Source organism: Streptomyces bluensis (assembly GCF_014650715.1).
In the GTDB taxonomy this organism is placed as follows: Bacteria; Actinomycetota; Actinomycetes; order Streptomycetales; family Streptomycetaceae; genus Streptomyces; species Streptomyces bluensis.
Window position 1 is genome coordinate 1 of sequence record NZ_BMVM01000018.1, and the last position, 23,680, is coordinate 23,680.

At 69.2% G+C, this 23,680-nt stretch carries 26 protein-coding genes and 1 pseudogene; 11 read left to right on the plus strand and 16 right to left on the minus strand.

Going from position 1 to position 23,680, the window contains the following annotated elements:
* Positions 1-140: pseudogene (locus tag IE262_RS31885) on the plus strand (IS110 family transposase); the annotation flags it as partial.
* 203 nt (positions 141-343) lie between these two features.
* Here IE262_RS31885 and IE262_RS31890 read toward each other — a convergent pair.
* Both IE262_RS31890 and IE262_RS39840 read right to left on the minus strand, forming a co-directional pair.
* Positions 344-1,090: a M48 family metallopeptidase gene (locus IE262_RS31890; protein WP_229877669.1), complete on the minus strand. Its 747-nt coding sequence runs from the start codon at positions 1,088-1,090 to the stop codon at positions 344-346.
* Positions 1,083-2,930, minus strand: coding sequence for a type I restriction enzyme subunit R domain-containing protein (locus tag IE262_RS39840; protein ID WP_268249592.1), 1,848 nt, complete (start codon positions 2,928-2,930; stop codon positions 1,083-1,085). Before IE262_RS39840 ends, IE262_RS31890 begins: the two co-directional genes overlap by 8 nt.
* Before the next feature lie 151 nt (positions 2,931-3,081).
* On the opposite strand from IE262_RS39840, the gene IE262_RS31900 reads away from it, so the two are divergent.
* A complete protein-coding gene (locus tag IE262_RS31900; protein WP_229877673.1) occupies positions 3,082-3,717 on the plus strand; it encodes a DUF5753 domain-containing protein in 636 nt (211 codons plus the stop codon).
* Between the two features lie 11 nt (positions 3,718-3,728).
* The gene (locus IE262_RS31905; RefSeq protein ID WP_189878618.1) at positions 3,729-3,920 is read left to right on the plus strand and encodes a hypothetical protein; all 192 of its coding nucleotides are present in this window, start codon (positions 3,729-3,731) and stop codon (positions 3,918-3,920) included.
* A gap of 34 nt (positions 3,921-3,954) precedes the next feature.
* Here IE262_RS31905 and IE262_RS31910 read toward each other — a convergent pair whose 3' ends face one another.
* The 4 genes from IE262_RS31910 to IE262_RS31925 all read right to left on the minus strand — a co-directional run bounded on the left by IE262_RS31910 (position 3,955) and on the right by IE262_RS31925 (position 6,690).
* Positions 3,955-5,250: a hypothetical protein gene (locus IE262_RS31910; protein WP_189878620.1), complete on the minus strand. Its 1,296-nt coding sequence runs from the start codon at positions 5,248-5,250 to the stop codon at positions 3,955-3,957.
* A complete protein-coding gene (locus IE262_RS31915) occupies positions 5,247-5,513 on the minus strand; it encodes a hypothetical protein (protein ID WP_134029816.1) in 267 nt (88 codons plus the stop codon). The genes IE262_RS31910 and IE262_RS31915 overlap by 4 nt, the downstream gene beginning before the upstream one ends.
* Before the next feature lie 365 nt (positions 5,514-5,878).
* Positions 5,879-6,364, minus strand: a complete 486-nt coding sequence (locus IE262_RS31920) for a PIN domain-containing protein (protein ID WP_189878622.1) — start codon at positions 6,362-6,364, stop codon at positions 5,879-5,881.
* The gene (locus tag IE262_RS31925) at positions 6,361-6,690 is read right to left on the minus strand and encodes a plasmid mobilization protein (RefSeq protein ID WP_134029813.1); all 330 of its coding nucleotides are present in this window, start codon (positions 6,688-6,690) and stop codon (positions 6,361-6,363) included. The genes IE262_RS31920 and IE262_RS31925 overlap by 4 nt, the downstream gene beginning before the upstream one ends.
* Positions 6,691-7,073: 383 nt before the next feature.
* On the opposite strand from IE262_RS31925, the gene IE262_RS31930 reads away from it, so the two are divergent.
* From IE262_RS31930 to IE262_RS31945, 4 genes are all read left to right on the plus strand, one after another.
* Positions 7,074-8,285 (plus strand): acyltransferase family protein, encoded by a 1,212-nt coding sequence (locus tag IE262_RS31930; RefSeq protein WP_189878624.1) that lies wholly within the window; start codon positions 7,074-7,076, stop codon positions 8,283-8,285.
* Between the two features lie 132 nt (positions 8,286-8,417).
* Positions 8,418-9,488 (plus strand): fatty acid desaturase family protein, encoded by a 1,071-nt coding sequence (locus tag IE262_RS31935; protein WP_189878626.1) that lies wholly within the window; start codon positions 8,418-8,420, stop codon positions 9,486-9,488.
* A gap of 40 nt (positions 9,489-9,528) precedes the next feature.
* Positions 9,529-10,755 carry a sensor histidine kinase gene (locus IE262_RS31940; protein WP_189878628.1) on the plus strand — a complete coding sequence of 409 codons (1,227 nt, stop codon included), beginning with the start codon at positions 9,529-9,531 and terminating at the stop codon, positions 10,753-10,755.
* Positions 10,752-11,426: a response regulator gene (locus IE262_RS31945; RefSeq protein ID WP_189878630.1), complete on the plus strand. Its 675-nt coding sequence runs from the start codon at positions 10,752-10,754 to the stop codon at positions 11,424-11,426. The genes IE262_RS31940 and IE262_RS31945 overlap by 4 nt, the downstream gene beginning before the upstream one ends.
* Before the next feature lie 79 nt (positions 11,427-11,505).
* Here IE262_RS31945 and IE262_RS31950 read toward each other — a convergent pair whose 3' ends face one another.
* From IE262_RS31950 to IE262_RS31970, 5 genes are all read right to left on the minus strand, one after another.
* On the minus strand, positions 11,506-12,174 hold the full coding sequence (locus IE262_RS31950; RefSeq protein WP_189878632.1) for a response regulator: 669 nt from the start codon (positions 12,172-12,174) through the stop codon (positions 11,506-11,508).
* The gene (locus tag IE262_RS31955; protein ID WP_229877675.1) at positions 12,171-13,445 is read right to left on the minus strand and encodes a sensor histidine kinase; all 1,275 of its coding nucleotides are present in this window, start codon (positions 13,443-13,445) and stop codon (positions 12,171-12,173) included. The genes IE262_RS31950 and IE262_RS31955 overlap by 4 nt, the downstream gene beginning before the upstream one ends.
* A 189-nt stretch (positions 13,446-13,634) precedes the next feature.
* A complete protein-coding gene (locus IE262_RS31960; RefSeq protein ID WP_134029777.1) occupies positions 13,635-14,468 on the minus strand; it encodes an ABC transporter permease in 834 nt (277 codons plus the stop codon).
* Positions 14,465-15,403: an ABC transporter ATP-binding protein gene (locus IE262_RS31965; RefSeq protein WP_189878634.1), complete on the minus strand. Its 939-nt coding sequence runs from the start codon at positions 15,401-15,403 to the stop codon at positions 14,465-14,467. Before IE262_RS31965 ends, IE262_RS31960 begins: the two co-directional genes overlap by 4 nt.
* A gap of 319 nt (positions 15,404-15,722) precedes the next feature.
* On the minus strand, positions 15,723-16,436 hold the full coding sequence (locus IE262_RS31970) for an SDR family oxidoreductase (protein ID WP_134030232.1): 714 nt from the start codon (positions 16,434-16,436) through the stop codon (positions 15,723-15,725).
* 103 nt (positions 16,437-16,539) lie between these two features.
* On the opposite strand from IE262_RS31970, the gene IE262_RS31975 reads away from it, so the two are divergent.
* Entirely contained in the window at positions 16,540-16,935 is a 396-nt protein-coding gene (locus tag IE262_RS31975) for a MerR family transcriptional regulator (RefSeq protein ID WP_134029771.1), read from the plus strand.
* Here the strand turns inward: IE262_RS31975 and IE262_RS31980 are convergent.
* Complete coding sequence (locus IE262_RS31980) at positions 16,925-17,671, minus strand: SOS response-associated peptidase (protein ID WP_189878636.1); 747 nt, start codon at positions 17,669-17,671, stop codon at positions 16,925-16,927. The genes IE262_RS31975 and IE262_RS31980 overlap by 11 nt on opposite strands.
* A gap of 209 nt (positions 17,672-17,880) precedes the next feature.
* Between IE262_RS31980 and IE262_RS31985 the strand changes: the two genes are divergently transcribed.
* Together IE262_RS31985 and IE262_RS31990 are read left to right on the plus strand one after the other, a co-directional pair.
* A complete protein-coding gene (locus tag IE262_RS31985) occupies positions 17,881-18,438 on the plus strand; it encodes a hemerythrin domain-containing protein (RefSeq protein WP_189878638.1) in 558 nt (185 codons plus the stop codon).
* An 87-nt stretch (positions 18,439-18,525) separates the two neighbouring features.
* Positions 18,526-20,139, plus strand: coding sequence for a right-handed parallel beta-helix repeat-containing protein (locus tag IE262_RS31990; protein ID WP_189878640.1), 1,614 nt, complete (start codon positions 18,526-18,528; stop codon positions 20,137-20,139).
* Between the two features lie 89 nt (positions 20,140-20,228).
* On the opposite strand, the gene IE262_RS31995 is transcribed toward IE262_RS31990, so the two are convergent.
* Entirely contained in the window at positions 20,229-21,308 is a 1,080-nt protein-coding gene (locus IE262_RS31995) for a tellurite resistance/C4-dicarboxylate transporter family protein (RefSeq protein ID WP_229877676.1), read from the minus strand.
* A gap of 75 nt (positions 21,309-21,383) precedes the next feature.
* Positions 21,384-21,743, minus strand: a complete 360-nt coding sequence (locus tag IE262_RS32000; RefSeq protein WP_189878641.1) for a DUF488 domain-containing protein — start codon at positions 21,741-21,743, stop codon at positions 21,384-21,386.
* Positions 21,744-22,047: 304 nt separating this feature from the next.
* On the opposite strand from IE262_RS32000, the gene IE262_RS32005 reads away from it, so the two are divergent.
* Positions 22,048-22,845 (plus strand): VOC family protein, encoded by a 798-nt coding sequence (locus tag IE262_RS32005; protein ID WP_134029753.1) that lies wholly within the window; start codon positions 22,048-22,050, stop codon positions 22,843-22,845.
* A 130-nt stretch (positions 22,846-22,975) separates the two neighbouring features.
* Here the strand turns inward: IE262_RS32005 and IE262_RS32010 are convergent, their stop codons facing one another.
* Positions 22,976-23,137, minus strand: a complete 162-nt coding sequence (locus IE262_RS32010) for a hypothetical protein (RefSeq protein WP_189878644.1) — start codon at positions 23,135-23,137, stop codon at positions 22,976-22,978.
* 37 nt (positions 23,138-23,174) lie between these two features.
* Positions 23,175-23,528: a hypothetical protein gene (locus IE262_RS32015; protein WP_189878646.1), complete on the minus strand. Its 354-nt coding sequence runs from the start codon at positions 23,526-23,528 to the stop codon at positions 23,175-23,177.
* Positions 23,529-23,680: the final 152 nt, after the last annotated feature.

Genomic DNA, 23,680 nt, shown 5'->3' on the forward strand with positions numbered 1-23,680 from the left:
CCTACTACGACAAATGCCGGGCCAGAGGAAAGACCCACACTCAGGCCCTTCTCCGCCTCGCCCGACAACGGATCAACGTGCTGTTCGCAATGCTCCGCGACGGCACCTTCTACGAACCCAGAACCCCACGCCTCGCTTGACGAAAGACATAGAGGCACCCCCCCCGCGTAGCGGCGGTGGATCATTTCTGGGGAGTTCCCCGCACGCCGGGCCACTGTCGAAGGTCGCTGGCGTTTCGTGCTTGAGGGCATGTCCGCCTGCAATGTCATAGACCCGTCTGGCTTCCGTGATCAGTGCCAACCTTGACGGCGTGATCCCCCTTGGGAACAGCCCGATCACCCGATCACCGCCCCTCTTCCTCCGGCAGCCAGATGCCTGCGCCCCACTCGTCAAGTTCGAGGCGGAGGCATTCGTAGTCGGTCATAGCCCGGCCGACGGTGCGCCAGAATCCGGGAGTGTGGTGGGGATGGTAAAGGTGGGCGAGTTCGTGGACTAGGACGTAGTCGATCAGCCGGGCGGGCAGTTGCATGATGGCCCAATGGATATTGACCGCGCCGAGGTGGGAACAGGAACCCCAGCGGTAGCCGAGGGGGCGAACGTTCAGCCCGGCGTCCGGAACGTCCATGCGCCAGGCCCAGGGATGGACGCGGTTGGGTAGCCAGGCGCGGCCTCGGGCGACGTACCAGGAGACGAGGGCTTGGGCGGCAGTGTCGCGGTGGTCGCGGCGCAAGTGGAGACGGCCGTTCTTCAGCGCGACAAAGGAGGCTGCGAGGTCGTCGGTGAGTTTGAGGCGGTAGCTGCGGCCGAGATACCAGAAGCCTTCGCCATCGATGAAACGCCGTCTGGGGCGTTCGGCTGCTTCGGCGCGGCGGGGGTGGACCTTGGCATAGAGCCAGGCCAGTCGCGTGCGGATGAGGGCGGCAAGCGCGTCGCGGTCGGCGTCTGGGGGCACCTTGGCGACGATGCGGGCGTCTCGTTCGACGGTGACACGGACGCCGGTTCGCCCCGGGGTGGGGACCAGGTGGATGGTCAGTCCACCGACGTGCAGCGGGCCGTCGTTGTCGGCCACCTGTTCGCGCAGGTCAGGCACGGTGGCGGCCGACGTCCTTGCGGTTGTGCTGGACGATGTCGCGGAGTGCGTCGGCAAGGGGGTCGGCTTTCTCGCGGGTGTGGATGCAGGCCACGGCCTCCATCCAGATATCTGTACGGAAGTCGTGCTGAGCCGCGGGGTTGGTCCAGAAATCAGGTTTGGCGCTGTGGTGCACCGCCAAGTCATGCACCTTCTGGGCGAGGACAACGAAGTCCCCGCGTATCTCGTCCCCGATCACTCCGTCGGTCAGCACACTAGTGAGCTGCTGGTACAGGGCCTGCTCCAGGGGGGTGAGGCTGCGCACATCCTCGGGCAGATCCGAGCCGACGCCGGCTTCCATGTCCTTGACTTCCTGAGCGAGGCGCTGGAATGCCGCCAGTTGGGCGTCCCAGTCATCGGCGTGCTTCTTGAGGATCTCTTCCACTCGCTTGCGCAGCGCGGCATAGGCTGCGGGGTTCTTGCCGAAGTTCAGGTCGATGTGGTTGCGGAGGGCGTGCCGCATCATGGACGCCTTCGCCCGGCTGCCGGGAAGCTGCTGGACCTTGGTCTTGAAGTCCTCGGAGGTGAGCCGGGTGGGCTCGATCATCTTGTCCACTCCGAGGGAACGGACGTGCTGGTTGATGAGCTGTTGAACTTTCTTGCCGTAGGCCGCCGGGTCGAAGGCGTCTTCCTCGCTGAAGCGCTGCCGAGCCAGCTGGGCGATGAAGGTGAACAGCCGTACGGCCTCCGCATAGGAGCGGGCCGACTCTCGAGGGCTAACGACGGTGTAGGTCTCCAGGAAGTCACGCAACAGGGCGCGGAAGGCGATCCGGCGCTGGTCGTCCTCCAGAGAGTCCACCAGCCGGTTGACGGCCTCAATGTCGTCGGGGTCGGTCAGGTCGCGGGGGAGGTCGAAGTGCTGGCGTAGGGCCGTGCACTGGGTCTCCAGCTTGTGCTCCTCGACCTCGAAGTCGATGGGCTTACCCTCGCGTTCGTCGGCGGCGTACTGGTCCATCGCCTCTTTGAGGGCAGTGGCGACTCCGGCGTAGTCCACAACCAGCCCGGCGCTTTTGCCGTCGGCAGTGCGGTTGACGCGGGCGACTGCCTGGAGAAGCTCGGCCTCCTTCATCCGCCGGTCCAAGTACATGACCTGCTCGATCGGGGCGTCGAAGCCGGTCAGAAGCATGGTCCGCACGATGAGGAATGCGACGGGACGGCGCGTGCCGTCCAGTTGATCGGGGTCGGGGAAGGGGCTGAGGAAGGACTTTTCCGCCTTCTTCTGCGTCGACTCCTTGGTCCACTCGTTCCAGCTGTCCGGGTCGTTTTGCCCCTCGGAGATGATGGGCACGAAGTCGATCGCCTTCAGCAGGCGCAGGTTCTCGTACGCGGCCACCAAAGTCTTCTGCTTCGGCTTGAGTTCCTCGGGTCTCTTCTCCAACAGCCACTGGAGCCGCTCTGCGGGCAATGCCTCAACCTCGGCCACGAGCTCGCGCCGTGCCTTCTGGAGCGCTTTGCGATAGCCCACAGCGATGCCCCGTGAGTGAGCGACGACCTGCGCCTTAAACCCTTCAGGCAGCACGCTCTGCACGTAGTGGCGCAGCATGTGACGGGCCTTACGCTGAATCATGTCGTCCGCGTTGAGAACGGCGCTGGAGGTCGCATAGCGCTTCTGGAGCTTCTCGTATTCCTCGTCGGTGAGTTCTTCGAACTCCTCCTCCATTGCCTCGTCCAGCACGGCACCGTCCTCGACCGCACCCCTGGCGATGTGCCCCTCGTAATAGATCGGGACGATCGCGCCGTCCTCCTCGGCGTCCACGATCCGGTATTTGTCGATGAACTCCCCGAAGGTGGTCTCGGTCAGGTGATAAGAAGATCACCTTCATGAATCTCAATCGACGGTTCGAATAGATCGGGGTCGTCAACCCACCAGCACCGAAGCGGGACGCCACGGTGTGAGCGCGGAGCGCGTCCGGCGCATTGCCTTCCGGTATGAGTGCACGGACCAAGCTCTGGTGGATGCGCTGGTCGCCATGTGCGGTGACCGCACGAGCGGCTGGTGGGAGGAATACCGCGACATCCTGCCCGCGACATTTTTGGACATCGCCGAGTTGGAGTGGCACGCCCGGGGCTTGCGTGTGAGCACGATGACGCACATGCCGGGGCAGTTCCAGACCGAGGCGTACGCGCGCACTCTCTTCCAGGCTGCCATCCCGCCCCTGCCTGCGGAGGAGTTCGAGGCCAGGGTGGCCCACCGTGTGAAGAGGCACCAGGCCATCGACCGACCGGGGGCTCCGGCCTACGAGCTGATCATCCACGAAGCCGCCCTACGGATCGAAGTCGGCGGACGACGGGTGCTACGAGGCCAGCTCGGCCACCTCATGACAGCGGCAGACCGCGACAACGTCACGATCCAGGCCATCCCGTTCTCGGCCGGGGTGTTCCCCGGTTCGGGCCAGGCGACGCTTTACGCCCTCGGGCAGGTGCCCCCGTTGGACACCGTGCAACTGGATCGCGCCACGGCGGGAGAGTTCCTCTATTCCGCAGCCCACTTGTGCAAGTACCGGCTGCAACTCGACGAGATGCAGCGAATCGCACTTTCACCCAGCGCGACTCTTGATCTCATGCACACCATTTCGCAGAGCCTTTAGGAGAGTTGATCATGCCGGACATCAACTGGGAAGCCCCCTTCTGCCAGGATGCGAGCAACTGCTTCCGTCTCGGCACCGACGCCGACGGCAACGGCTACATAGCCGTCAGCGGCCAAGAGGACCACTACGTCACCGACTCCCTCGAAGCCCTGCGCACCCTCATCACCGACATCAAGGCCGGCAAAGCCGACCACCTTCTGTAGGACCGCCAGCAGGCCTTACCTGCCGACGTAGTGCTCAAGGCGGTGGGTTACGCGCCTCACCGTCGCCGCCGCGCAGCGACGACAGGACCAGGCGTCCGTACCGAGTCGTCAAGGCCGCCGCCGTGGCTGCGATCGACAGGCCGAGTGCGATCAGCAGATGGGCCACCGAATCGTCACCCAGCACTTGCAGGATGCTGAGGGCGGTGCCGAGTGGCAGGCCGAGAATAGTGAGGACGCCGAGGGCCCCGCTGATCTGCTGGCTCTCCTGAGTCTGTACGAGTCTGCTGTAGTCAGCAGCCTCGGCGAGGATCTCGTTGAAGCGGGCGGAAAGTCGGTGCTGGTTCTGGAAGGCGAGCAGCAGGTCGTTCGCTGGGCCGTGGGCGGTGAGGTGCTGTCGCCAGTAGGTGCTGCGGAAGACGGCGATGTTCCGCTCCAAGGCGGCGACGCGGCGTGCCAGCCGTGAGGAGTCGAAGACCGCGGAGAGTTCGTCCGTGAGCTCGTCGATGTGGTCGCGCTGGAGGGAGCCGAGGAGCAGGGCGTCGAGATAGACGGTACGGGAGTGCAGAGCCCCGAACTCGAAGAAATCACCAGCACCTGTGTCGGGCCGGTGGCCCACGAAGGCGGTGCCCTGCCGAAGCACCAGGGCGCTCCAGTCCGCCGAGATCCTGATGACGTCCTTGAGCTGCTCGTCTGCTGTCTCGGGCGGGAGCGGGAAGTCCTCCGGTGTGGAGCGTGAAGCGAGCTGCCACAGCCAGCGGTCTGCGTTGCCAGGCAGGGCTCCCTGAGGGCCGTCGCGGAGCACGGGGGTGTGCTGCTCCGAGGGGGTCATGAAGGCGACGGTGTAAGGCCGGGCGTTGGCGAACGGTGCGCCCGTGGCACGGACGTCGGCGACCCCGGCGAGGAGCGCGGCCGGGTCGAAGGGGCCGGTGAGCGGTTCGTCGGCTGTGCTCGACCTTCGGCCGGCGAGGGCACGGAGTATTGGCAGGAGTGGTCTCTCCACGCTGAAGTGCATTACCGCCAAGGCGTGTTCGAGGTTGCGAGCGGTGGCCGCGCGGAGCAGTTCCATGCCGATCAGGTGGAGCCCGTTGTGCTTGGCGTCCTGCGGAAGGTGCCAGCGGCAGGGCCGTCCGGGGGTTCCGTACAGGGCACGCGCGGAGGCAGGAGCGAAGTACGTGGACCGGGTCGCGGCGTCGGTGCGGCGGCTGCCCAGCTCGAACGGGAAAGGACCTTCGGGCCAGTCCGGGGCGTGCTGTAGCCGGACGGGAAGGACGACAGTCAGCTCTTGGCGCGTCCCCGTGACCTCGTCGAGTAGCGGCACTTCGGCGGTCACCGGTAGTACTCGGCCCGGTCGGGCTGGTCGAGACGGATGACGAACTCGGCCCGATCGGAGCTCTCGGCACTGATGTGGAAGCGGACGCGTTCGCCGGGGTGGATGGTCCGGAATCCCTCAGTCAGGATCTGCCGGTAGTCGAAGCCGTAGTACCGCTCGTCCTCGTCGTCCTGGACGATGTAGGTGCTGAGCGCACCTCGTGGTCCTCCGCCGGTCGGCCGGATGTCGACGATGGTTCCGTGGCGCGGCCCGCCACCGCTCATGCTGTCGTCTCCTCTGTGCCGCTGGTGTCGCTGTCAATGTCCTGCACACATCGGAAACCGACCGCGTTGCTCCCGCCGTGCTTCCGGTAGACGCCGACTGCCAGCTCGTCCTACTGCCCCCGCACATCGCCCCGCTCCACGGTCCCCTCGTGCCTCTCGCGTGTTGCTGGTTGGGCGGGTGGTGGTGCCGCACAGGACATGTGCAGGCTATCGCGGGTGACTGGACGACAACAGGGCGTCATTCGGCGGCGGTTGGCCCCATACATGCTGGGACGGCGGGCATGCAGGTGAACGAGAGCCCTCTATCCCGGTGCGGATGTCCTCACCGCGGCCACGTGGACGGGGCAGAGCGTGACTTCAGGCCGTCAGACGGCAACCACGTGCACATCCGTCGGCGCGAGGACCGTCAGGTAGGCGTGGATGTCCCCCGGGTCGGTGGTGAAGATCACCGCGCTGCCGTGACGGGCCGCCGCCAGGGCCACCCAGGCGTCCACCGCGTCCGGCCGCTTCTTCGCCGGCAGGGCCGCCCGCCCCAGAGCGGTGCCGATGCGCCGCCAGTCCGCGAGGTCCGGGCCCGTCGCACAGGCCAGACACTCCGAACGGCCCGCCTTCGTCTCACGCATGGGCGGCTCGGACGTACGGGCCTGAGGGACCGTGCAGTCCTTCAGGATGCCGGACAGGGCGTGCACCAGCGCCGGCTGGGGGCGCCACACCTGGGCGAGGACCGGTCCGAGCACCAGCGCCCGGTGCGGGACCGTGCGCAGTCCCTCGTGGAGAGCCACCGCCTTCGCCTTGCGGTCGGCGAGTGCGATGAGCATGCCGGTGTCGTAGACCGGTACCCGTGCGCTCACGCGGCGTGTCCCGGACGGCGGCCTTGCCGGTCCCGGCCGTGGACGAGAGCCAGGGCCTCCTCGACCTCGCGGCGTTCGTGCTCCGTCAGTTCCACGGCCGGTTCGGGGGCGGGTTCGGCGGGCAGCCCGTCCGCTGCCCGCTCCGCGCGGGCGATGAGTGCGTCCACCTCCGCGAACTGTTCCTCTATGGCATCGCTCTCGGCCATCTGGCGCGTCGCGGCATGCACCAGGTATGCCGAGACGTCCATGCCCGCCCGTTCCGCGTGCTGCCTGATGCGTTCGGCCTGCTCCTGCTCAAGGCTGATACTGATGCGCGCCTTCGCCATGAACGCATCGTAATACGCGTATGACGACAGGGCGAGTGCGGTCGAGGTGGACAACCGGGTGCGCCCCGTCTCCCTCGGCGCCCCGGTCCGTACCGCCCCCACCCACCAGCATCCGCCGCCGACCGGGGATCACTTCAGCGGGGGTGGGTGACGTCGTCCGCGCCACGGCCCGAGGCTTTCAGGCGGTCCCGACGTGTCAGCACGCCTGGCCCACCCCCTACCGGAGTATCACTCCCGACTTGGCTCCCCAGCGTGACGACCCGCTCCGCACCGTCTTCCTACTTTCCCCCCGTCGCCACGGACGAGACAGAGGGAGACCGATGGATGCGCCGCTTCAGGAAGACCCTGGGCGCCTTCGCGGCGATCGCCGCCGGGGGCCTGTGATGAAGACCCCCACCGCGCTCGCGAAGCTCACCGCCGAGATCGACGGCCGGACCCCCGCCCACCGCGATCGCGCAATCGACGGCCTGCGCGCGCTTGCCCTGCTGGCCGTCCCGACCGGTCACTGGCTGGTCGGTGGCTTTACGCTCGACAGCGGCGGCGGGCTGCACAACGCCAGTCCGCTGTCCACGTTCGGCGTGCTGGCACCGGCCAGCTGGGTCCTCCAGATGCTGGGCATCTTCTTTCTGGTCGGCGGCTACTCTTCGTACCTCTCCTACCAGCGCCGTAAGGGCTCTGCCCGCGAGTGGATCAGCGGCCGGCTCAGCCGTCTGGGCCGCCCGGTCATCGGTGTCACCGCTGTCTGGGCTCTGCTGCTGCCGACCCTGCATTACGGCTTCGGCGTCCCGAACGCCACTTTGCACACCGCGTCGACGCTCGTCGTCCAGCCCCTGTGGTTCGTCGGCGTCTACGCCGTGATCACGGCCCTCACCCCGTACTGTGTCCGCGGCTCACAGCGTCTCGGCTTCTGGGCCGCGGTCCCGCTGCTCGGCTCGGTCGCGGTGGTCGACTTCCTGCGTTACGGGCCCTACGCGGACACCATGCCGTCCTGGCTCAGCCTGCTCAACCTGCTTCCGGGCTGGATGTTCGCTTACCAACTGGGCGTGTCCTGGGCGGACAAGCGGCTGGGCCGCCGCGAGGCGTGGCTGCTGCTCGCGGGCGGTGCAGCCCTGTTCGCCGTCCTGCTGCTCGCCTTCCATTACCCGGCGTCGATGGTGGGGGTGCCCGGCGCGTCACGTACCAACTCCCACCCGCCGTCCTTGCTGGTCCTCGCGCTCGCCGCGGCCCAGTCCGGCGCCGCGATCCTGCTGCGTGACAAGCTGGCGCGGCTGCTCCGGCGACCGGGGCTGTGGGCCCCTGTGGTGATCATCAACCTGTCGGCGATGACGGTCCTGTGCTGGCACCAGACGGCGATGCTCGCAGCCGCGGTTCCCGCTTCGTACTTCGGCGAGATCCCCGGGCTGACCACCGCGCCGGACACGGTCGGCTGGGTCCTGGCGCGGCTGGCGTGGATGCCGCTCTTCGCGGGGCTGCTCGTGGCGATCGCGAAGTTCGCCCAGCCGCTGGAGACCCCGTGGGACCGCACCGGCACGACCCGCCGTGCTGCGGCGGGCGTGCTGGCGGTGGGCTTCGCCTACTTCGCGTTGGCGGTGTGAGCGACACACACCGTGCGCTGCGCCGCGTGCGGACAGCCGACAGCCCCCGTTCAGCGTGAGGGCGAGCCCCACGCCGTATCAACACCAATCACCAACCACCCAACACCCAACACCCAACACCGGAGTACACCCATGTCCTTGGCCCGCGAAAGCGCTCTGCCGCACCCTGAGAAGGCCACCGCGAGGCAATCCCCGCCGGACGACACGAGCAGCGAGTTCACGCCCCTGTTGCGTGCCGTCAAGGGACAGGAGCTGCTCGATCGGCGTCCCGGCTGGTACGTACGCACCATCGTGACCAACGCGCTCGGCCTGGCCGCCGTGGTCACCGGCATGGTGCTCATCGGCGATTCGTGGTGGGTGCTCGCTCTCGCCCCCGTCCTCGCCGTCCTGTGTGCCCGCACGGCGTTCATAGGCCACGACGCGGGCCATGCCCAGATCAGCGGCAACCGCGTCACGAACCGTCGCATCGGGCTCATCCACGGCAACCTGCTGCTCGGCATGAGCTACGCGTGGTGGAACGACAAGCACAGCCGTCACCACGCCAACCCCAATCACATCGACAAGGACCCCGACGTCGCCGCCGACGTTCTTGTCTTCACCAGTAAGCAGGCCGCCACCCGTACGGGCTTCCGCGGCTGGCTCACTCGCCACCAGGCGTGGCTCTTCTTTCCCCTCACCCTCCTCGAAGGCCTTGCCCTGAAGCTTTACGGCTTTCAGGACCTGCGCCGGCAGAGCGGTCGCGAGCGTCTGGTGGAAGGCGCGCTCCTCGTCGCCCACGTCGCCGGGTACGTCGCCCTGCTCCTGACGACCATGCCGCTCACGCACGCGCTCGTCTTCGCCGCGCTCCATCAAGCCCTGTTCGGGCTGCACCTGGGCATGGCCTTCGCGCCCAATCACAAGGGGATGGACATGCCCGACCCTGACGGCGAGAAGTGGGGGCACCTCCGACGCCAGGTCCTCACGTCCCGCAATATCAGGGGAAGTTTTCTCACTGACTGGTTTCTCGGCGGCCTCAACTACCAGGTCGAGCACCACCTGTTCCCCAGCATGCCCCGCCCCCACCTGAGGCTCGCCCAGCCCATGGTGAAGGCCCACTGCCGTGACCTCGGTATCCCCTACACGGAGACCGGGCTCATCGACTCCTACCGCCAGGCTCTGCGGCACATGCACGAAGTGGGAGAACCACTGCGGGCCGACATATGAGCCGGCCGTGCTGCGATGCACCGCACATAAGGTGGGGGGCATGACGTCCGTGGAGAAGGAACGGCCGCGTGCGCTGTTCGCGGGGGCTTCGCGTCGGTGGGTGCGTCCGCTGCCGTGGGGCGTGGCGTTCGTGCTGTGCGTCGTCCTGCTTCCCGTCACCATCCACGTGCTCACCGTCGACTACGGCCTGAACGGCGGCATCGCGAGCACGCTGGCCATTGCGCAGACGGCACCGCTGCTGCTCGCCGTCGTCCGCCCGCTGCGGGCCTGGTACGTGATCTTCGCCGCGGACGTGGCCGGGGCGCTCGCCCTGCTCACCGTCGATCTCCAAGAGGGGCACGTGTGGCCGTTCCCCGCCATGGAGATCGTCGGGTACGTCGGTCTCTGCATCGCCCTGGGCCTGCGCGAGTCCCGCCGTACGCTGCTGATGGTGTGGCTGGCGACGGCGGGCGCGAACGTCGGCCTGATGTTCGTCACGCCCGACGGCACCAGCGCCGGGAACGCACTGCTCACCATTCTCAGTGGCGTCGCACTCGTGCTCGCCGGTGCGCTCCGCGAGCGGTACGAGGCGCAGCGCAGGCTGGACGAGCAGGAGACGATCAGCGAGGCCGAGCGCGGCCGGCGGACGCTGCTGGAGGAACGCGCCCGCATCGCGCGCGAGCTGCACGACGTGGTGGCGCACCACATGTCCGTCATCACGGTGCAGTCGGACACCGCGGCGTACCGCCTCGAAAAGCTGCCGCCGGAGGTGCAGGAGGAGTTCACGTCCATCGCGGCGACCGCACGCGAGTCGCTCGGCGAGATGCGACGGCTCCTCGGCGTACTGCGGAACGAGGAGGCGAACGGCGAGCTCGCGCCCCAGCCGGGCCTGACGCGGATCGGGCAGCTGGTGGAGGCGACGGCAAGGGCCGGCATACCGGTGGAGTTCACCCCCTGCGACGCCGATGTGCCCGAGGCAGTGGGCCTTTCCGCGTACCGCATCGTCCAGGAGGCCCTCGCGAACGTCGTGCGCCACGCACCGGGCGCTCCTACTGAGGTATCGGTGTCTGTGTCGGAGGACGGGCAGCGGCTCACCGTCCTCGTCGTCAACGGGCCGCCGCCCGAACCGCCCGCCGCGCCGCTCGAACAGGGGGGCACGGGGCACGGCCTCGTCGGCATGCGCGAGCGGGTCCGGATCATCGGCGGCACTCTCGACGCGGGGCCGCTGCCGGACGGCGGCTTCCGGGTGGCCGCCCAACTCCTACTGACCGGAGAGGACCTCACGTGACGACGCGCGTCATCATCGTCGACGACCAGGCCATGGTGCGGGCCGGCTTCGCAGCGCTGCTGGCCGCTCAGAGCGACATCGACGTGGTGGGCGAGGCCCCCGACGGCGTACAGGGCGTCGCGCTGAGCCGGCGCACCCATCCCGACGTGGTGCTGATGGACGTCCGTATGCCCGAGATGGACGGTCTGGAGGCCGCGCGCCGCCTCCTCGCGCCCCCGCCGGGCGTGACTCACCGGCCGCGCGTGCTGATGCTCACCACGTTCGACGTGGACGACTACGTCTACGAGGCGCTGCGGGCGGGCGCGAGCGGCTTCCTGCTGAAGGACGCGCCGCCGGCCGATCTCATCGCGGCGGTACGTGTCGTGGCCTCGGGCGACGCTCTGCTCGCGCCCTCCGTGACGCGCCGCCTCATCGCGGACTTCGCCCGGCAACGTCCGGCCGCCCGGGGCAAGCCCGCGCTGCGGCTCAAGGCACTCACGGATCGTGAAAACGAGGTCCTCACCCTGGTGGCCCGCGGCCGGTCCAACGCGGAGATCGCGGAGACCCTGGTGCTGGCCGAACAGACGGTGAAGACACACGTGAGCCGCGTCCTCACCAAGCTCGACCTGCGCGACCGTGCCCAGGCGGTGGTCTTCGCGTACGAATCGGGGCTGGTGACCCCAGGGGAGTAGGGGGCACGTCCTCGATGCCCCGCCCCCGGTTCGCCTCGCGTATCTCAGGCGCTGCGGCCGGTTCGGCTCGTTCGCCGGCTCAGCCGGTCTTGGGGCGGGCGAGTCCGAGGTCGTAGGCGAAGATCACGGCCTGGATGCGATCGCGAGCGCCGATCTTGGCCAGGATGCTTCGGACGTGGCTCTTGACGGTGGACTCGGCCACGACGAAGTGGGCGGCGATCTCGCCGTTGGTCCAGCCCTTGCCGATGGCGACGAGAATCTCGCGCTCCCGTTCGGTGAGACCCTTCAGCCTCGTCTCCTGGGCCGCGGTGTCAACGGGCTGCGGGACATGCTGGGCGTATTCGTCCAGGAGGCGGCGGGTGAGTGCCGGAGCGATCACGGCGTCGCCGGCCGCGACGGCCCGGATGCCGGCGAGGAGTTCCTCGGGACGCACGTCCTTCAGGAGGAACCCGCTGGCTCCTGCCCGCAGGGCGGCGTGGACGTATTCGTCGAGGTCGAAGGTGGTCAGCACGAGAATCCGGGAGCGGTCGCCGGCGGCGACGATACGGTGCGTGGCCTCGATCCCGTCCATGCCCGGCATACGGATGTCCATGAGAACGACGTCGGGGCGCAGTTCCGCCGTCAGGCGGACGGCTTGGGCGCCGTGCGCGGCCTCACCGACCATGGTCACCTCGGGTGCGGACTCCAGCAGGATGCGGAAGGCATAGCGCTGGAGCGACTGGTCGTCGACGATGAGCACGGTGGTCACAGGTCACCGCCCCGGGGAGTGAGGACAAGGGTGGCTTCCACGTTCCAGCCTCCGTCGGCCGTGGGTCCCGCGCTGACGGTTCCACCGTAGAGCGCCGCTCGTTCCCGCATGCCCACCAGGCCGTGTCCTTCCTCGCCGGGCGGTTTGGCCGGGCCCGTCGGGCCGGTGTCCTGTACCCGGATCTCCAGCCGGGTGTCCTGGACGACGATCGACAGGCTCACCCGGGTGTCGGTACCAGCATGCTTGAGCGTGTTGGTGAGGGCCTCCTGGACGATGCGGTACGCCGTCAGCTGCACACCGTGGTCCAGAGTGTCCATGTCACCGCCGGTCCGGTAGGCGACCTCCGGGCCGGCAGCCCGCACACCGGCACACAACGTCCCGATGTCCACGATGCGGGGCTGCGGGCTGAGCATGGGTCCGGACGACGGGGTGTCCGCCGCCTCGCGCAGCACACCGAGCACCCTCCGCAGCTCGCCGAGAGCCTGGCGGCCGGTGTCGCCGATCAGGGTCAGGGCTTCCTTGCCGCGTTCCGGAGCGGTATCAGTGGCGTACGCGCCCGCGTCGGCGAGGCTGACGATGACGGCCAGATTGTGTCCGACGATGTCGTGCATCTCGCGAGCCACCCGCGCTCGTTCGGTGGCGGTCGCCAGCCTGCTGCGCTGGTCGCGCTCGATCTCCAGCCGAGCCGCCCGCTCCCGCAGCCCCGCGAGCTGGGCCCTGCGGAACCTGATCACCAGGCCGAGCGCGAGGGCTGCGGTCACCGTGCTCAGGAGGAAGAACAGCGCGTCCCACATGGACACGGCCCGGGATACGCGGAACGCGACCAGAACCATCGCGCCCACCATGACAGCGCAGGCCCACGGCAGCTGCGGAAGCCTTCCGTGGAGGGCCAGGCTGTACAGGGCGATGAAGAGGGCGATGTCCGCGCGCAGTACGGCGCCCAGTGACCACTGGAGAATGAAGACGGCCGCGATGACGCCGAAGGCCGCCATCGGTCTCCGCCGCCGCCACAGCAGGGGCAGCACCAGCCCCGCCTGCAGCGCCAGCGTCGGCCCCAGTGGCTGCTCGGTGAGCAGGATGCGCAGCTTGGGCGGGCCGTCCGCCGCGCCCTTGTTCAGCAGGTCCGGCAGGCAGAACATCACGACGACCACCACGACCACCAGGGTGTCCAGCGCCCACGGATGGGCGCGGTCAGCGAGCCGGAACCGCCGGCCGCCGCGGCTCAGCCGGGTGACCAAGGGCCCCATGCCGCCGGTGTCGTCGATGCTCACGGATGTCACCTGTCTGTGGTTCAGTCGGATGGTTGTCTGTGGTCCGGTCGGTTGTCTGGGGCCCAGTCCATCGCTGAGGCCCAGTCGGTTGGTTGTCCGGGGCCCAGTCCGTCGCTGGGCCCAGTCGGTTGGTTGTCCGGGGCCCAGTCCCTCGTCCGGGGCCCAGTCGGTTGTCTGTGGTCCGGTCGGTCAGACGTCGTTGCGCTGGAGTCGGTACGCCGCGCCCGCCAGTACGAGGACCGTCCAGCCGACGAACACCGCCAGGCCTGCCCCGGGGGACAGGGTGGAGGAGTCGTGTGTCAGGGCGAACATGGACTCGCCCGCGTTGCTCGGCAGGTAGGGGCTGACATTCTCCTGCCAGGAGCTGGGCAGGAGCGAGGTCAGTCCGGGCACCAGGATCAACGTACCGACCAGCACCGAAATGCCGCCCGCCACCGACCGCAGCAGCGCGCCCAGGCCCGTACCGATCACCCCGACCAGGCCGAGGTAGAGCCCCGCCCCCAGCAAGCTCCGTGCGACACCCGCGTCCGACAGGCTCTGGGCCGCCGAGGTGCCGGAGACGAGCCGGCCACCGACCAGGAAGGTGACGAACGCGCCGACCGTGCCGACCGCCAGCGCCACCAGCCCGTACAACGCCGCTTTGGACCACAGCACCGGGAGTCGGCGCGGCACGGCCGCCAGCGTCGAGCGGATCATGCCGGTCGAGTACTCGCCCGCCGTCACCAGCACGCCGAGGACACCGAGGGCCAGTTGTGCGAAGGGCACACCGAACAGGGACAGGTCCACGGCCGTGGAACGGTCGAAGTCGCTGTCGAGATTGCCGGCCGCGAACTGCCAGGAAACGATCAGTCCGAACACCAGCAGGAACAGCAGGCCGAGGGCCAGCGTGATCCACGTCGAGCGCAGGGACCACAGTTTGGCCCACTCCGAGCGCAGCACCCGCCGTCCGGTCACCCTGTAGTGGGGGCGAGTGGGAGCGGTCGGCGCCGCTTGGGGCTCGGTGGTCGCGGTAAGGAAACTCATGCCGCCCTCCCGGGGGTGTCGATGCCGGTCGTGGTGCCGTGGTACTCCACGGCGTCCCTGGTCAGGTCCATGAACGCCTCTTCCAGCGAGACCGTCCGCGCGCTCAGTTCGAACAGCGGGATCGCGTGTTGGGCGGCCTTCAGCCCGATCTCGCGGGCGGAGAGCCCGGTGACGTGCAGTTCCTCGGAGCCGACCTGGCCGGTGATGTCGACGCCCGGCCCCGCCAGTACGTCCCGCAACATCGCCGGATCCTGCGTCGCCACCTTCACCGTGTTGCCGCCCGCCTCGCGGACCAGGTCCCGCACGGTCGTGTCGGCGAGCAGGCGTCCGCGTCCCACGATGATCAGGTGGTCCGCGACCAGGGCCATCTCGCTCATCAGATGGGACGAGATGAACACCGTCCGCCCTTCCGCCCCGAGTCCCGTCAGCAGATTGCGGATCCACAGCACGCCCTCCGGATCGAGACCGTTGACCGGCTCGTCCAGCATCACCGTCTGCGGATCGCCGAGCAGTGCGGCCGCGATGCCGAGCCGCTGCCCCATGCCGAGGGAGAAGGCGCCGGCCCGCTTCTTCGCCACGCTGCCGAGACCGGCGAGGTCGATGACCTCGTCGACGCGGCGGCGAGGGATCCCGTGCGTCAGCGCGAGCGCGTTGAGGTGCTGGTACGCCGAGCGGCCCGGATGGATCGACTTCGCCTCCAGGAGCGCACCGACCTCCTGAAGCGGCGCCCGGTGCTGCCCGTAGCGGCGGCCGTTCACCGTCACGGAGCCGCTCGTCGGGGCGTCCAGTCCGACGATCATGCGCATCGTGGTGGACTTCCCCGCGCCGTTGGGCCCGAGGAAGCCGGTCACGGTGCCCGGCTTCACGGTGAAGTCCAATCGGTCCACCGCGGTCTTCTCCCCGTACCTCTTGGTCAGCAGCTGTGCCTCGATCATGGGTGCGCGCCCTTCCTCGGCTCTCCTCGACTCCGTGCGCCCGTCGGACGCCCCACCTCAACGTTAGGAACCGGATGACCCCGATCCGGTCGCACCGCGGGCGGATCCGCCGGGCGGACGTCGTACCGCGGTACGACGACTCGCTGCGACTCACGGCGACTCACGGGCGACTCGCCGCGAGTCACGGCGACTCACTGCCGGTGGCCTACGGGTCGGCACCACATCGGCCGAACCAAGCCTCAAGACGACGAGATCCCGCCCAGTTCGACGAACTGGACGGGATCTCGTATTCGTGTGGGTCACACACGCAGGACGTGGGTCACTTTCCTGTCGAATGGGCGTAGAACTCCGCGGGGTCCTGCGCGAGTGAAGCCTTCACGTAGCGGCTCGCGTCATCGACCAGGACCTCGATCGCGCCGGACTGCACGCCGTCGAGGCTGGCTCGGGCGACGTCCGCCGGGTCGATCTTCGGGACGTCGTAGCCGGCCATGATGTCGGTGTCGGCGGCTCCGAGGTGCACACCCTGGACCAGGGTCTTCTGGTCGGCGAGTTCGAGGCGGAGGCCGTTCGTCATGTTCCACTCGGCGGCCTTGGCCACGGAGTAGGCGCCCGCTTCGTCGGAGGCGAACCAGGAGAGGACCGACAGGATGTTCACGATGCCGCCCCCGCCGTTCGAGGCGAGAACGGGTGCGAACGCGCGGATCACGCCGAGGGTTCCGAAGAAGTGCGTGTCCAGCTCCAGGCGGATCGTGTCGAGGTCGCCGGTCAGGAGGTTCGTGCGCGTCGCGATGCCGGCGTTGTTGATGAGCAGGCTGACATCGGTGGCCGCGGCGGCCGCGTCCGTTACCGACTGCGCGTCGAGGAGGTCGAGGCGCAGCGCCTCGACCCGTGGGTCCGAGACCTCGATCAGCTCGGGGCGGCGGGCCGTGGCGTAGACCTTCGCGGCGCCGCGCGCGAGCAGTTCGTCGACGAAGCGGCGGCCTATACCGCGGTTCGCTCCGGTGACGAGGGCGATCGAGCCGTTGATGTCCATGGGTGATTCCGATCGTTTTATGACATAAGCGGGCGCAACCGCGCTCCGTGGCTACGGTAAAACTTGACGTTGACGTCAAAGGCAAATCGTGTGGAGGCGCACCATGCGCATCGGTGAGCTGGCCCGCAGGGCCAAGGTGAGCACGCGTGCGCTGCGCTACTACGAGGAGCAGGGCATCCTCAGCTCCGAGCGCACGCCGAGTGGGCAGCGGCACTACCCGGAGTCGGCGGTCGACCGGGTACGGCTCATCCAGCAGCTCTACGCCGCCGGGCTCGGCAGCCGCATGATCGCGTCCTTCCTGCCCTGCGTTGACGCCAAGCACGCGGAGCCCGAGATGGTCGAGCGCCTGCGTGCCGAACGTGCTCGTATCACCGCGAGTGTCGCCGAGCTTCAGGAGGCGGGGCGGAGGCTGGATCTGTTGATCGAGCTCGCCGCGTATCCAGGCAGAAGGCGCTGCCCGGCATCGCTCGACGAGCAGTCGAGGACTGCTACGGGCTGACCTCTTCCACGAGGTCAGGGCCGTTGTTGGCGGTGCTGTTCACCGCCGTGGAGACGGGGCGGGCGTTGAGGTGACCGTCTGCGGGCTGGGTCAGTAGGGCGCGCAGGTCGTCCGGGTCGTCCTGGTGGGGGTCGAGCCAGGCGTCGTAGTGGTCCGGAGTGAGGGCGAGCGGCATGCGGGGGTGGACCCGGCCTGCCGCGTCGGTGGCCTCTGTGGTGATGATGGTGCAGGTCATCAGCCAGGCTTCCGGGTCGTCGGCCTTGGTCTCCGGTACGCGCCAGTACTCGTACAGGCCCGCGAGCGCCATGACCTGTCCGTCGGCCGGGTGGATGAAGTACGGCTGCTTGCGGGTCCTGCCCGTGGCCCGGTCCTTGAGCTGCTCCCACTCGTAGAAGCCGTCGGCCGGGAGCAGGCAGCGATGCCGGGCGAAGGCGCGGCGGTAGGCGGGCTTCTCGTGCACCGTCTCCACCCTCGCGTTGATCATCCGGGAACCGATCTTCGGGTCCTTGGCCCAGGACGGCACCAGGCCCCAGCGCAGCCGGCACAGCTCGCGGCGCACCGCGGCGCCGTCGCCGTCGCCTTTGTCGCGCGGCGCCCGTTCCAGGACGGCGTAGACGTCGTCGGTGGGCGCGACGTTCCAGTTCGCCACCAGGGCTTCGTCGGGCCGCCACTCGGCGACGTGGAAGAGCCGGGTCAGCTCCTGCGGACTGCGGGTGGAGGCGTAGCGGCCGCACATACCGCCACTGTGCCACGGCTACCGCCGGGGACGGCGGCTCTGGGCGTCAGGCGGCTGCACCTGCCGCCGCCCGCGGCGAAGCGGTGCTCGCGGCGCGACTTCTACGACGTACCCCTTCTCCTACGACGCGCTGCGTCGCCGTTACCCGGCGGCGGATCACGGGTACCCGGCGCCTTCCCGGAAGAGCGGGAGAAGTGGGAGATACGATCATGGCCCTGCCCCTGATGCGCGATGACGCAGTCGACATCCTCACGCGGCAGCACGCACAGATCCGCCGCGGCTTCTACAAGGCCGCTCTGCCCGGGCCGACGCGCCGCCGGGCGTTCGACCAGCTGATGCGCCTGCTCGCCGTTCACGAGGCCGCGGAGGAAGCTCATGTCCACCCCGTGGCACGCCGTGCGTTGCAGGCCGGCCGTGCCCTCACCGCACGGCGCCGCGAGGAGGAGAAACAGGCCAAGAAGCTTCTGGCCGCTCTGCGGCGTACCGGACCGCAGGGCAAGGGCTACCTTCGGCAGCTGAACGCGGCACGCAAGGCCGTGCTGGAACACGCCGCCCGGGAGGAACGTGAGGAGTTCGCCGCCCTGCGTCGTGTGGTCGGCGCGAGGCGACTGCGGATGCTCGGCGCGGAGATCAAGCTCACGCAGGCGTACGCGCCCACCCGACCGCACCCCTTGGTGAACAACGAGGCGGCCAACAAGCTGGCGGCGCCGTTCCTCGGGCCGGTCGACCGTCTCCGCGACCTCGCCCGGCACGCGACGCACCGGTGAACGACTGGTCCGCCGGCGTCTGAGGGGGCGACGGGGGCGACCCGACTGGTGCGGTGACCGCCACGCGCGGCCGAACAGGGGAGCCATATGTCCATGCCACTGACGGTGGATGCCCGCGAGCACGGTCTGGTCGGGGACGGCACCACCAACGACCAGCCGGCGCTCCAGAAGCTGGTGGACACCCTCGGCGAGGCCTGTGCCGCGGACGGCCGTCCCCGGATCATTCACGTTCCCGCCGGCCGCTACGTGATCCAGGACGAGCCCACCCTCTGGCGGAGTGGTGTATCCCTGCTCGGCGCCGGGCGGGGCGCCACCTGCTTCGAGCTGCGCAACCCCGGCCGCCCGGCGAGCCCCGTACCGCTGGCCTGGTTCACCGCCGCGAAGCACGGAGCCGGACGGGGTAATTGTCTGGCCGACATCGCCTTCGCCCACCTGGAGGTCGACGGCTCGGGGGCGCGGACCGAGGAGTACGACCCCCTGGCCAAGGGACTCGGGTTGCAGTACGTGCTGCGGGGCCGTTTCACCGACCTGTACATCCATGACACCGCCGCGACCGGCTTCGGCTGCGACTTCCTCCAGGACACGGTCGTCGAGGGCGTGCTGGCCGAGCGGTGCGGGGCGCAGGACCCCGGCGAGAAGATGGGGGGCGCCGGGATCGGGATCGGCATCGGCGGCTGGGGCGGTGTCGAACGCCTCACGGTGACCGCCTGTACCGCGACCGGTAACGGCACCAACGGCATCTTCGTGGAACTCCAGCAGGAGAACTGGCCGCCACCGCGCGGTATCCGCATCACCGCCTGTCACGCCGAGGACAACCGGTTCGGGATCTCCGACTGGGGCGCGGACGGCCTGCTGGTCACCTCCTCGACGATGATCGGCAACCACGAGGCCGGGTTCGACGTCTCCTCCCAGGGCACCGCGGGCGTGGGCGGGCGGGGTGGGATCGTCACCGGCTGCGTCATCGACGGCAACGTCCGCGACGGCGTCGGGCTCGGAAACACCCCAGGCCCGTACGCCCTGCGCGGTACCCGCATCAGCAACAACGGCCGGTACGGGTACTGGCAGCACAACCTGGCCGGCGGCGACCAGGAACCGGCGACCGACATCGTGCTGGAGTCCAACGACATCCGCGACAACGCCCTCGACGGTGTCCGCTTCGACGCCGCCCTGCGGGAGGTGGCGATCCTGGGCAACCGCGTCCACGACAACGGCCGCCGCGCCGCACCGGCGGCGAAGGGGGAAGGCCCGGGCGTACGGTTCGCGCCGCGCTCCATGACCGACGAGCACGCCGACTGGGCCCCGGACGCCCACCGCGGCAAGCAGCTCACGGTGGGCGGCCAGACGGCCATGGTCACGGGCAACACCGGGACGGTACTGGCCCTTGCCCCAGCCCGCCCCGGTGCGGACACGGCCTGGGACAACGGCACTCCCGCGCCGGGCTCCGCCTACCACCTCCCGGACGCACCCACACCGCGGGCAGGTCTCACGGCCGACGCCACCGTCACCCACCCCCACCTGCACGGCAACCGCGTCCGGGACGACCAGCAGCCCAGGACCCAGACCCACGCCCTCTGGATCACCCACGGCGCCCGCTGGACGGGCGGCCGGGTCACCAGCAACGACTTCAGCGGCAACGCCTCGGCCGCCACCCGCTTCGACACGGCCCCGACCGGCGGCCGATGGCACGACAACGACGGCTGACACCACGACACACCAGGACACACCACGGCACACTGACACCTCGACAACGACGGCCCCGTCGCGACGGCCCCCCCGTCACGTCGGCCCCGTCACGTCTCTCCCGGCGGCTGTCCGGAGCGCCGCAGCGCGGTGGCCTGTGCGGCGAGCATCCCGATGAAGACCACCGCCCACACCGCCAGCGCCACCCACGTCACGTCGGCGCCGACCGTGGTCATCCAGCCCCACCCCGCCGCCTCTCCCAGTGCCCGGGACGCCACTCCGTACATGGCCACGGGGAAGACGAAGCTCCACAGGCTCGTCTCGTACCGCAGGGGAACGCGGCGCAGCACGTGCCGCCACACGCCCAGCGCGAGCAGGAGCGGGATCAGCCAGGTGGAGAACGCCCACAGCACGACCGACGTGCCTGCCACGAACGTCCCGGGCACCAGCGTGTCTCCGAGCGGGAGGCGAAGGAGCCTCACACCGGCCAGCACGCTGATCGCGGGGGCACCCATGAACACCCAGTAGGGCGGGTCCAACTCCCCCGGCTCCACGGGCTCCAGCAGGAGCCGGGCCAGTACCAGCGCTGCCACCAGCAGGAACTGCAACAGTCCGACGGCCCAGCACCCCGAGGCCAGATAGCCCAGGGCCGGGCTGCCGGTGTGCTGGGCGAGGGCGGCGAGGGCGATGGCGACGGACTGCGTGGCCACCGCCCAGATGAGCCACATACCGTTGACCTGGCGCAGTGACAGACTGTGACCGTGACCTGAGCAGATCAGGAAGAGCGGCACACCGTAACCGAGCACCACCCACCCGGCTCCGCCGATGACGGTCAGCGTGGCGACGGCACCGTAGTGCTGGTCGACGGCCAGCCGGGCGGCCAGCACCTCGGACGCGGCGACGAAGGTGAGGAAGGCGAAGGCGCGCGGGCCCGCGAGTTCGGCGCGGAAACGCCGCCACCGGTACGCCAGGCGCCACAGGTAGGCCGCGCACAGCAGCACGTATCCCACGATCGCGATCCAGAGCAGGACCGCCGAGGAAGTCGTCGCGCCGTCCTGGGCCAGAAGGGTGGACACCGCGCCCGTGGCCATGACGAACGCGAACGCCCCCGGGGCGAGGCCCTCCACCACACCGGCCACCGCACGCCGCCGCATGCTGGGCGGCCCACCGGGCATCGCGGCGTTCGTCACAGCCTCACCTCCGCCTCACCGGGACGGCCCGGCACACACGCCGCACGTCGTCGTCACCGACCAGCGCGCGGCCCGTCACCGCTTCCTCAGCCACTCGGCGAGTACGGCGGCCTGGCTGTGGTCCACATCCTTGGTCGCGGTCAGCAACGTCAGCTTGTCGTGGGCGGCGAGGTCGCGCAGACGCCCGGCCGCCTCCCGGTGCCCGGCGTCGCGCAACTCGGCCAGGTAGCGGCTGCGGAACTCGGCGAAACGGCCGGGTTCGTGGCCGTACCACTTGCGCAGTTCGGTCGAGGGGGCCACATCACGCAGCCACTCGTCCAGGTGCGCGTCCTCCTTGCGCATGCCCCGCGGCCAGACGCGGTCGACGAGCACCCGCATTCCGTCCTTCGGCGAGGTCTCCTCGTAGACCCGCCGGCACGTGATCTGTTCGGCCATGACGGCACCCTCCAGATCGATCGGTCACCCGGAGCCCGTTGAGGGCGGTCCGCCGCGCAACAGGCGTGTGACCTCCCCCATTTTATCGGCGGGCGGCCACGCGAGCCGCTCAAGCGATGGTGAGGGCCGTTTCGAAGTCGGCGTACGTCCCCGTCCGTGCCGAGACTCCGGCGCCGGGCGATGGCCCACTGGAGCCGCTCCTGGTCGCCCGCGGCGCTGCCGGTGGTCGGCGGGCGGTTGTCCGTGGCGGGTGCCACGCTGGGCAGACAGAGGATCTGAGGATCTACGGAAGGGCGTGATCAGCATGATCACCACGGACTTCGTCCCCGGCTCGCCCTGTTGGCTCGACCTCGGCGCTCCCGACGTCCGCGCCGCAGCGGCCTTCTACAGCGCCGTGTTCGGGTGGGACTACGCATCCATGGGTGAGGGCGAGGACATGGAAGGCGGTGTGTTCCGGAAGGACGGCAAGGTCGTCGCCGGGCTCGGCAAGCTCACCGAGGAAGGCGCCCGCCCGGCCTGGATGATCTACTACAGCGTCACCGACGTGGACGCCACGACCCAGGCCGTGGAGCGCGCCGGCGGCACCGTACGGGTGACCCCGACGGACCTCGGCGACTGGGGCCGGATGGCGCAGTACAGCGATCCGCTGCACGGCCAGTTCGCCGTCTGGCAGCCGGGCACGGACAAGGGCGTCGAGCTGGTGGACCGGCCCGGCTCGCTGTGCTGGACCGAGTTGTACACCACCGACGCCGCAGCCGCGAAGGAGTTCTACGGCGGTGTCCTCGGCTGGCAGTTCAGCGACATGCAGTTGCCCGGTGGCGGGGGCACGTACTCCCTCATCGCCCCCGCCGGGCTCCCTCCGGAACGCATGCACGGCGGCCTCATGGAGCTGCCCAAGGAGCACCTCGCCCTGGCGCACGGGCGGCCGTACTGGCACCCGGTCTTCGCCGTCACCGACTGCGACGCCGCGGTCGCCAAGGTCACCGGGAACGGCGGCAGCGTGCAGATGGGGCCGGAGGACGCGGAGGGCGTCGGCCGTCTCGCCGTCTGCCTGGACCCGGCGAACGCGGACTTCGTGGTGCTCACCCCGACCGGGAGTTGAACCCCCGAGGCGGAGGGTCTCGGGCACAGGCCCCAGGCCGCGGCCGTCGTCGCGGCTGTCGTCGCGGCTGTCGTCGCGGCTGTCGTCGCGGCTGTCGTCGCGGCTGTAACCACGGCTGTAATCACGGCTGTTATCGCGCCGGCCGGTCCGGCCGGCCGGCCTCCTGCCCTGTCAGCAGTTCCGCCGCCTGGTGCTGGGTGCGTTCCGCCGCGATCCGTGCTTCCGCTACGGCATCTCCACGTTCGCGTACCAGATTTTCATAGATCGGCAGGTCATCGCTTTCATTGTGCATGCGTGAGTGGTTTCCGCGACTCGTTCCTGTAATGCCGTCAGACCCGGTTGAGCCGGGCGGCGATTCCGTGGCCGATCAGCAAATACACACCGGCCGGAAGGCCATAATTAAGGGCAACACGTAGACCTTCCGTGTCCATCGTGAAAATGTCCCGCGCCCATCCCGACAGCCAGTCCGCCGCTCCGCGCACGAAATCGACGAATGCGTTCCCCTGGTTGGCGTCCAGCAGGTAGAGCACGATCCACAGACCCAGAAGGCCGGCCGCGACGTCGGCGATCGTGCAGATCGCCAGAGCTGTCCGCCGTGCGGCGGCCTGGTTGCGCAGGGACCGTTCGGGCCCCGGGGAGTTGCCGTACGCCTGGTATCCAGAAGCCGGGTCGATGTTGCTCACAAGAAATCCAATCCGAGGCGTTGTCCTGTGGAAAGGTCGCCCGGTGCCGAGATTCAGCCCCGTGAGCAACCCACTTCTTTCTGCCTCAGCGTCCTGCGTGCGCGACCGTGTTACACCCCGTCCGCTATGACCCACATATGACTTCCTATTCC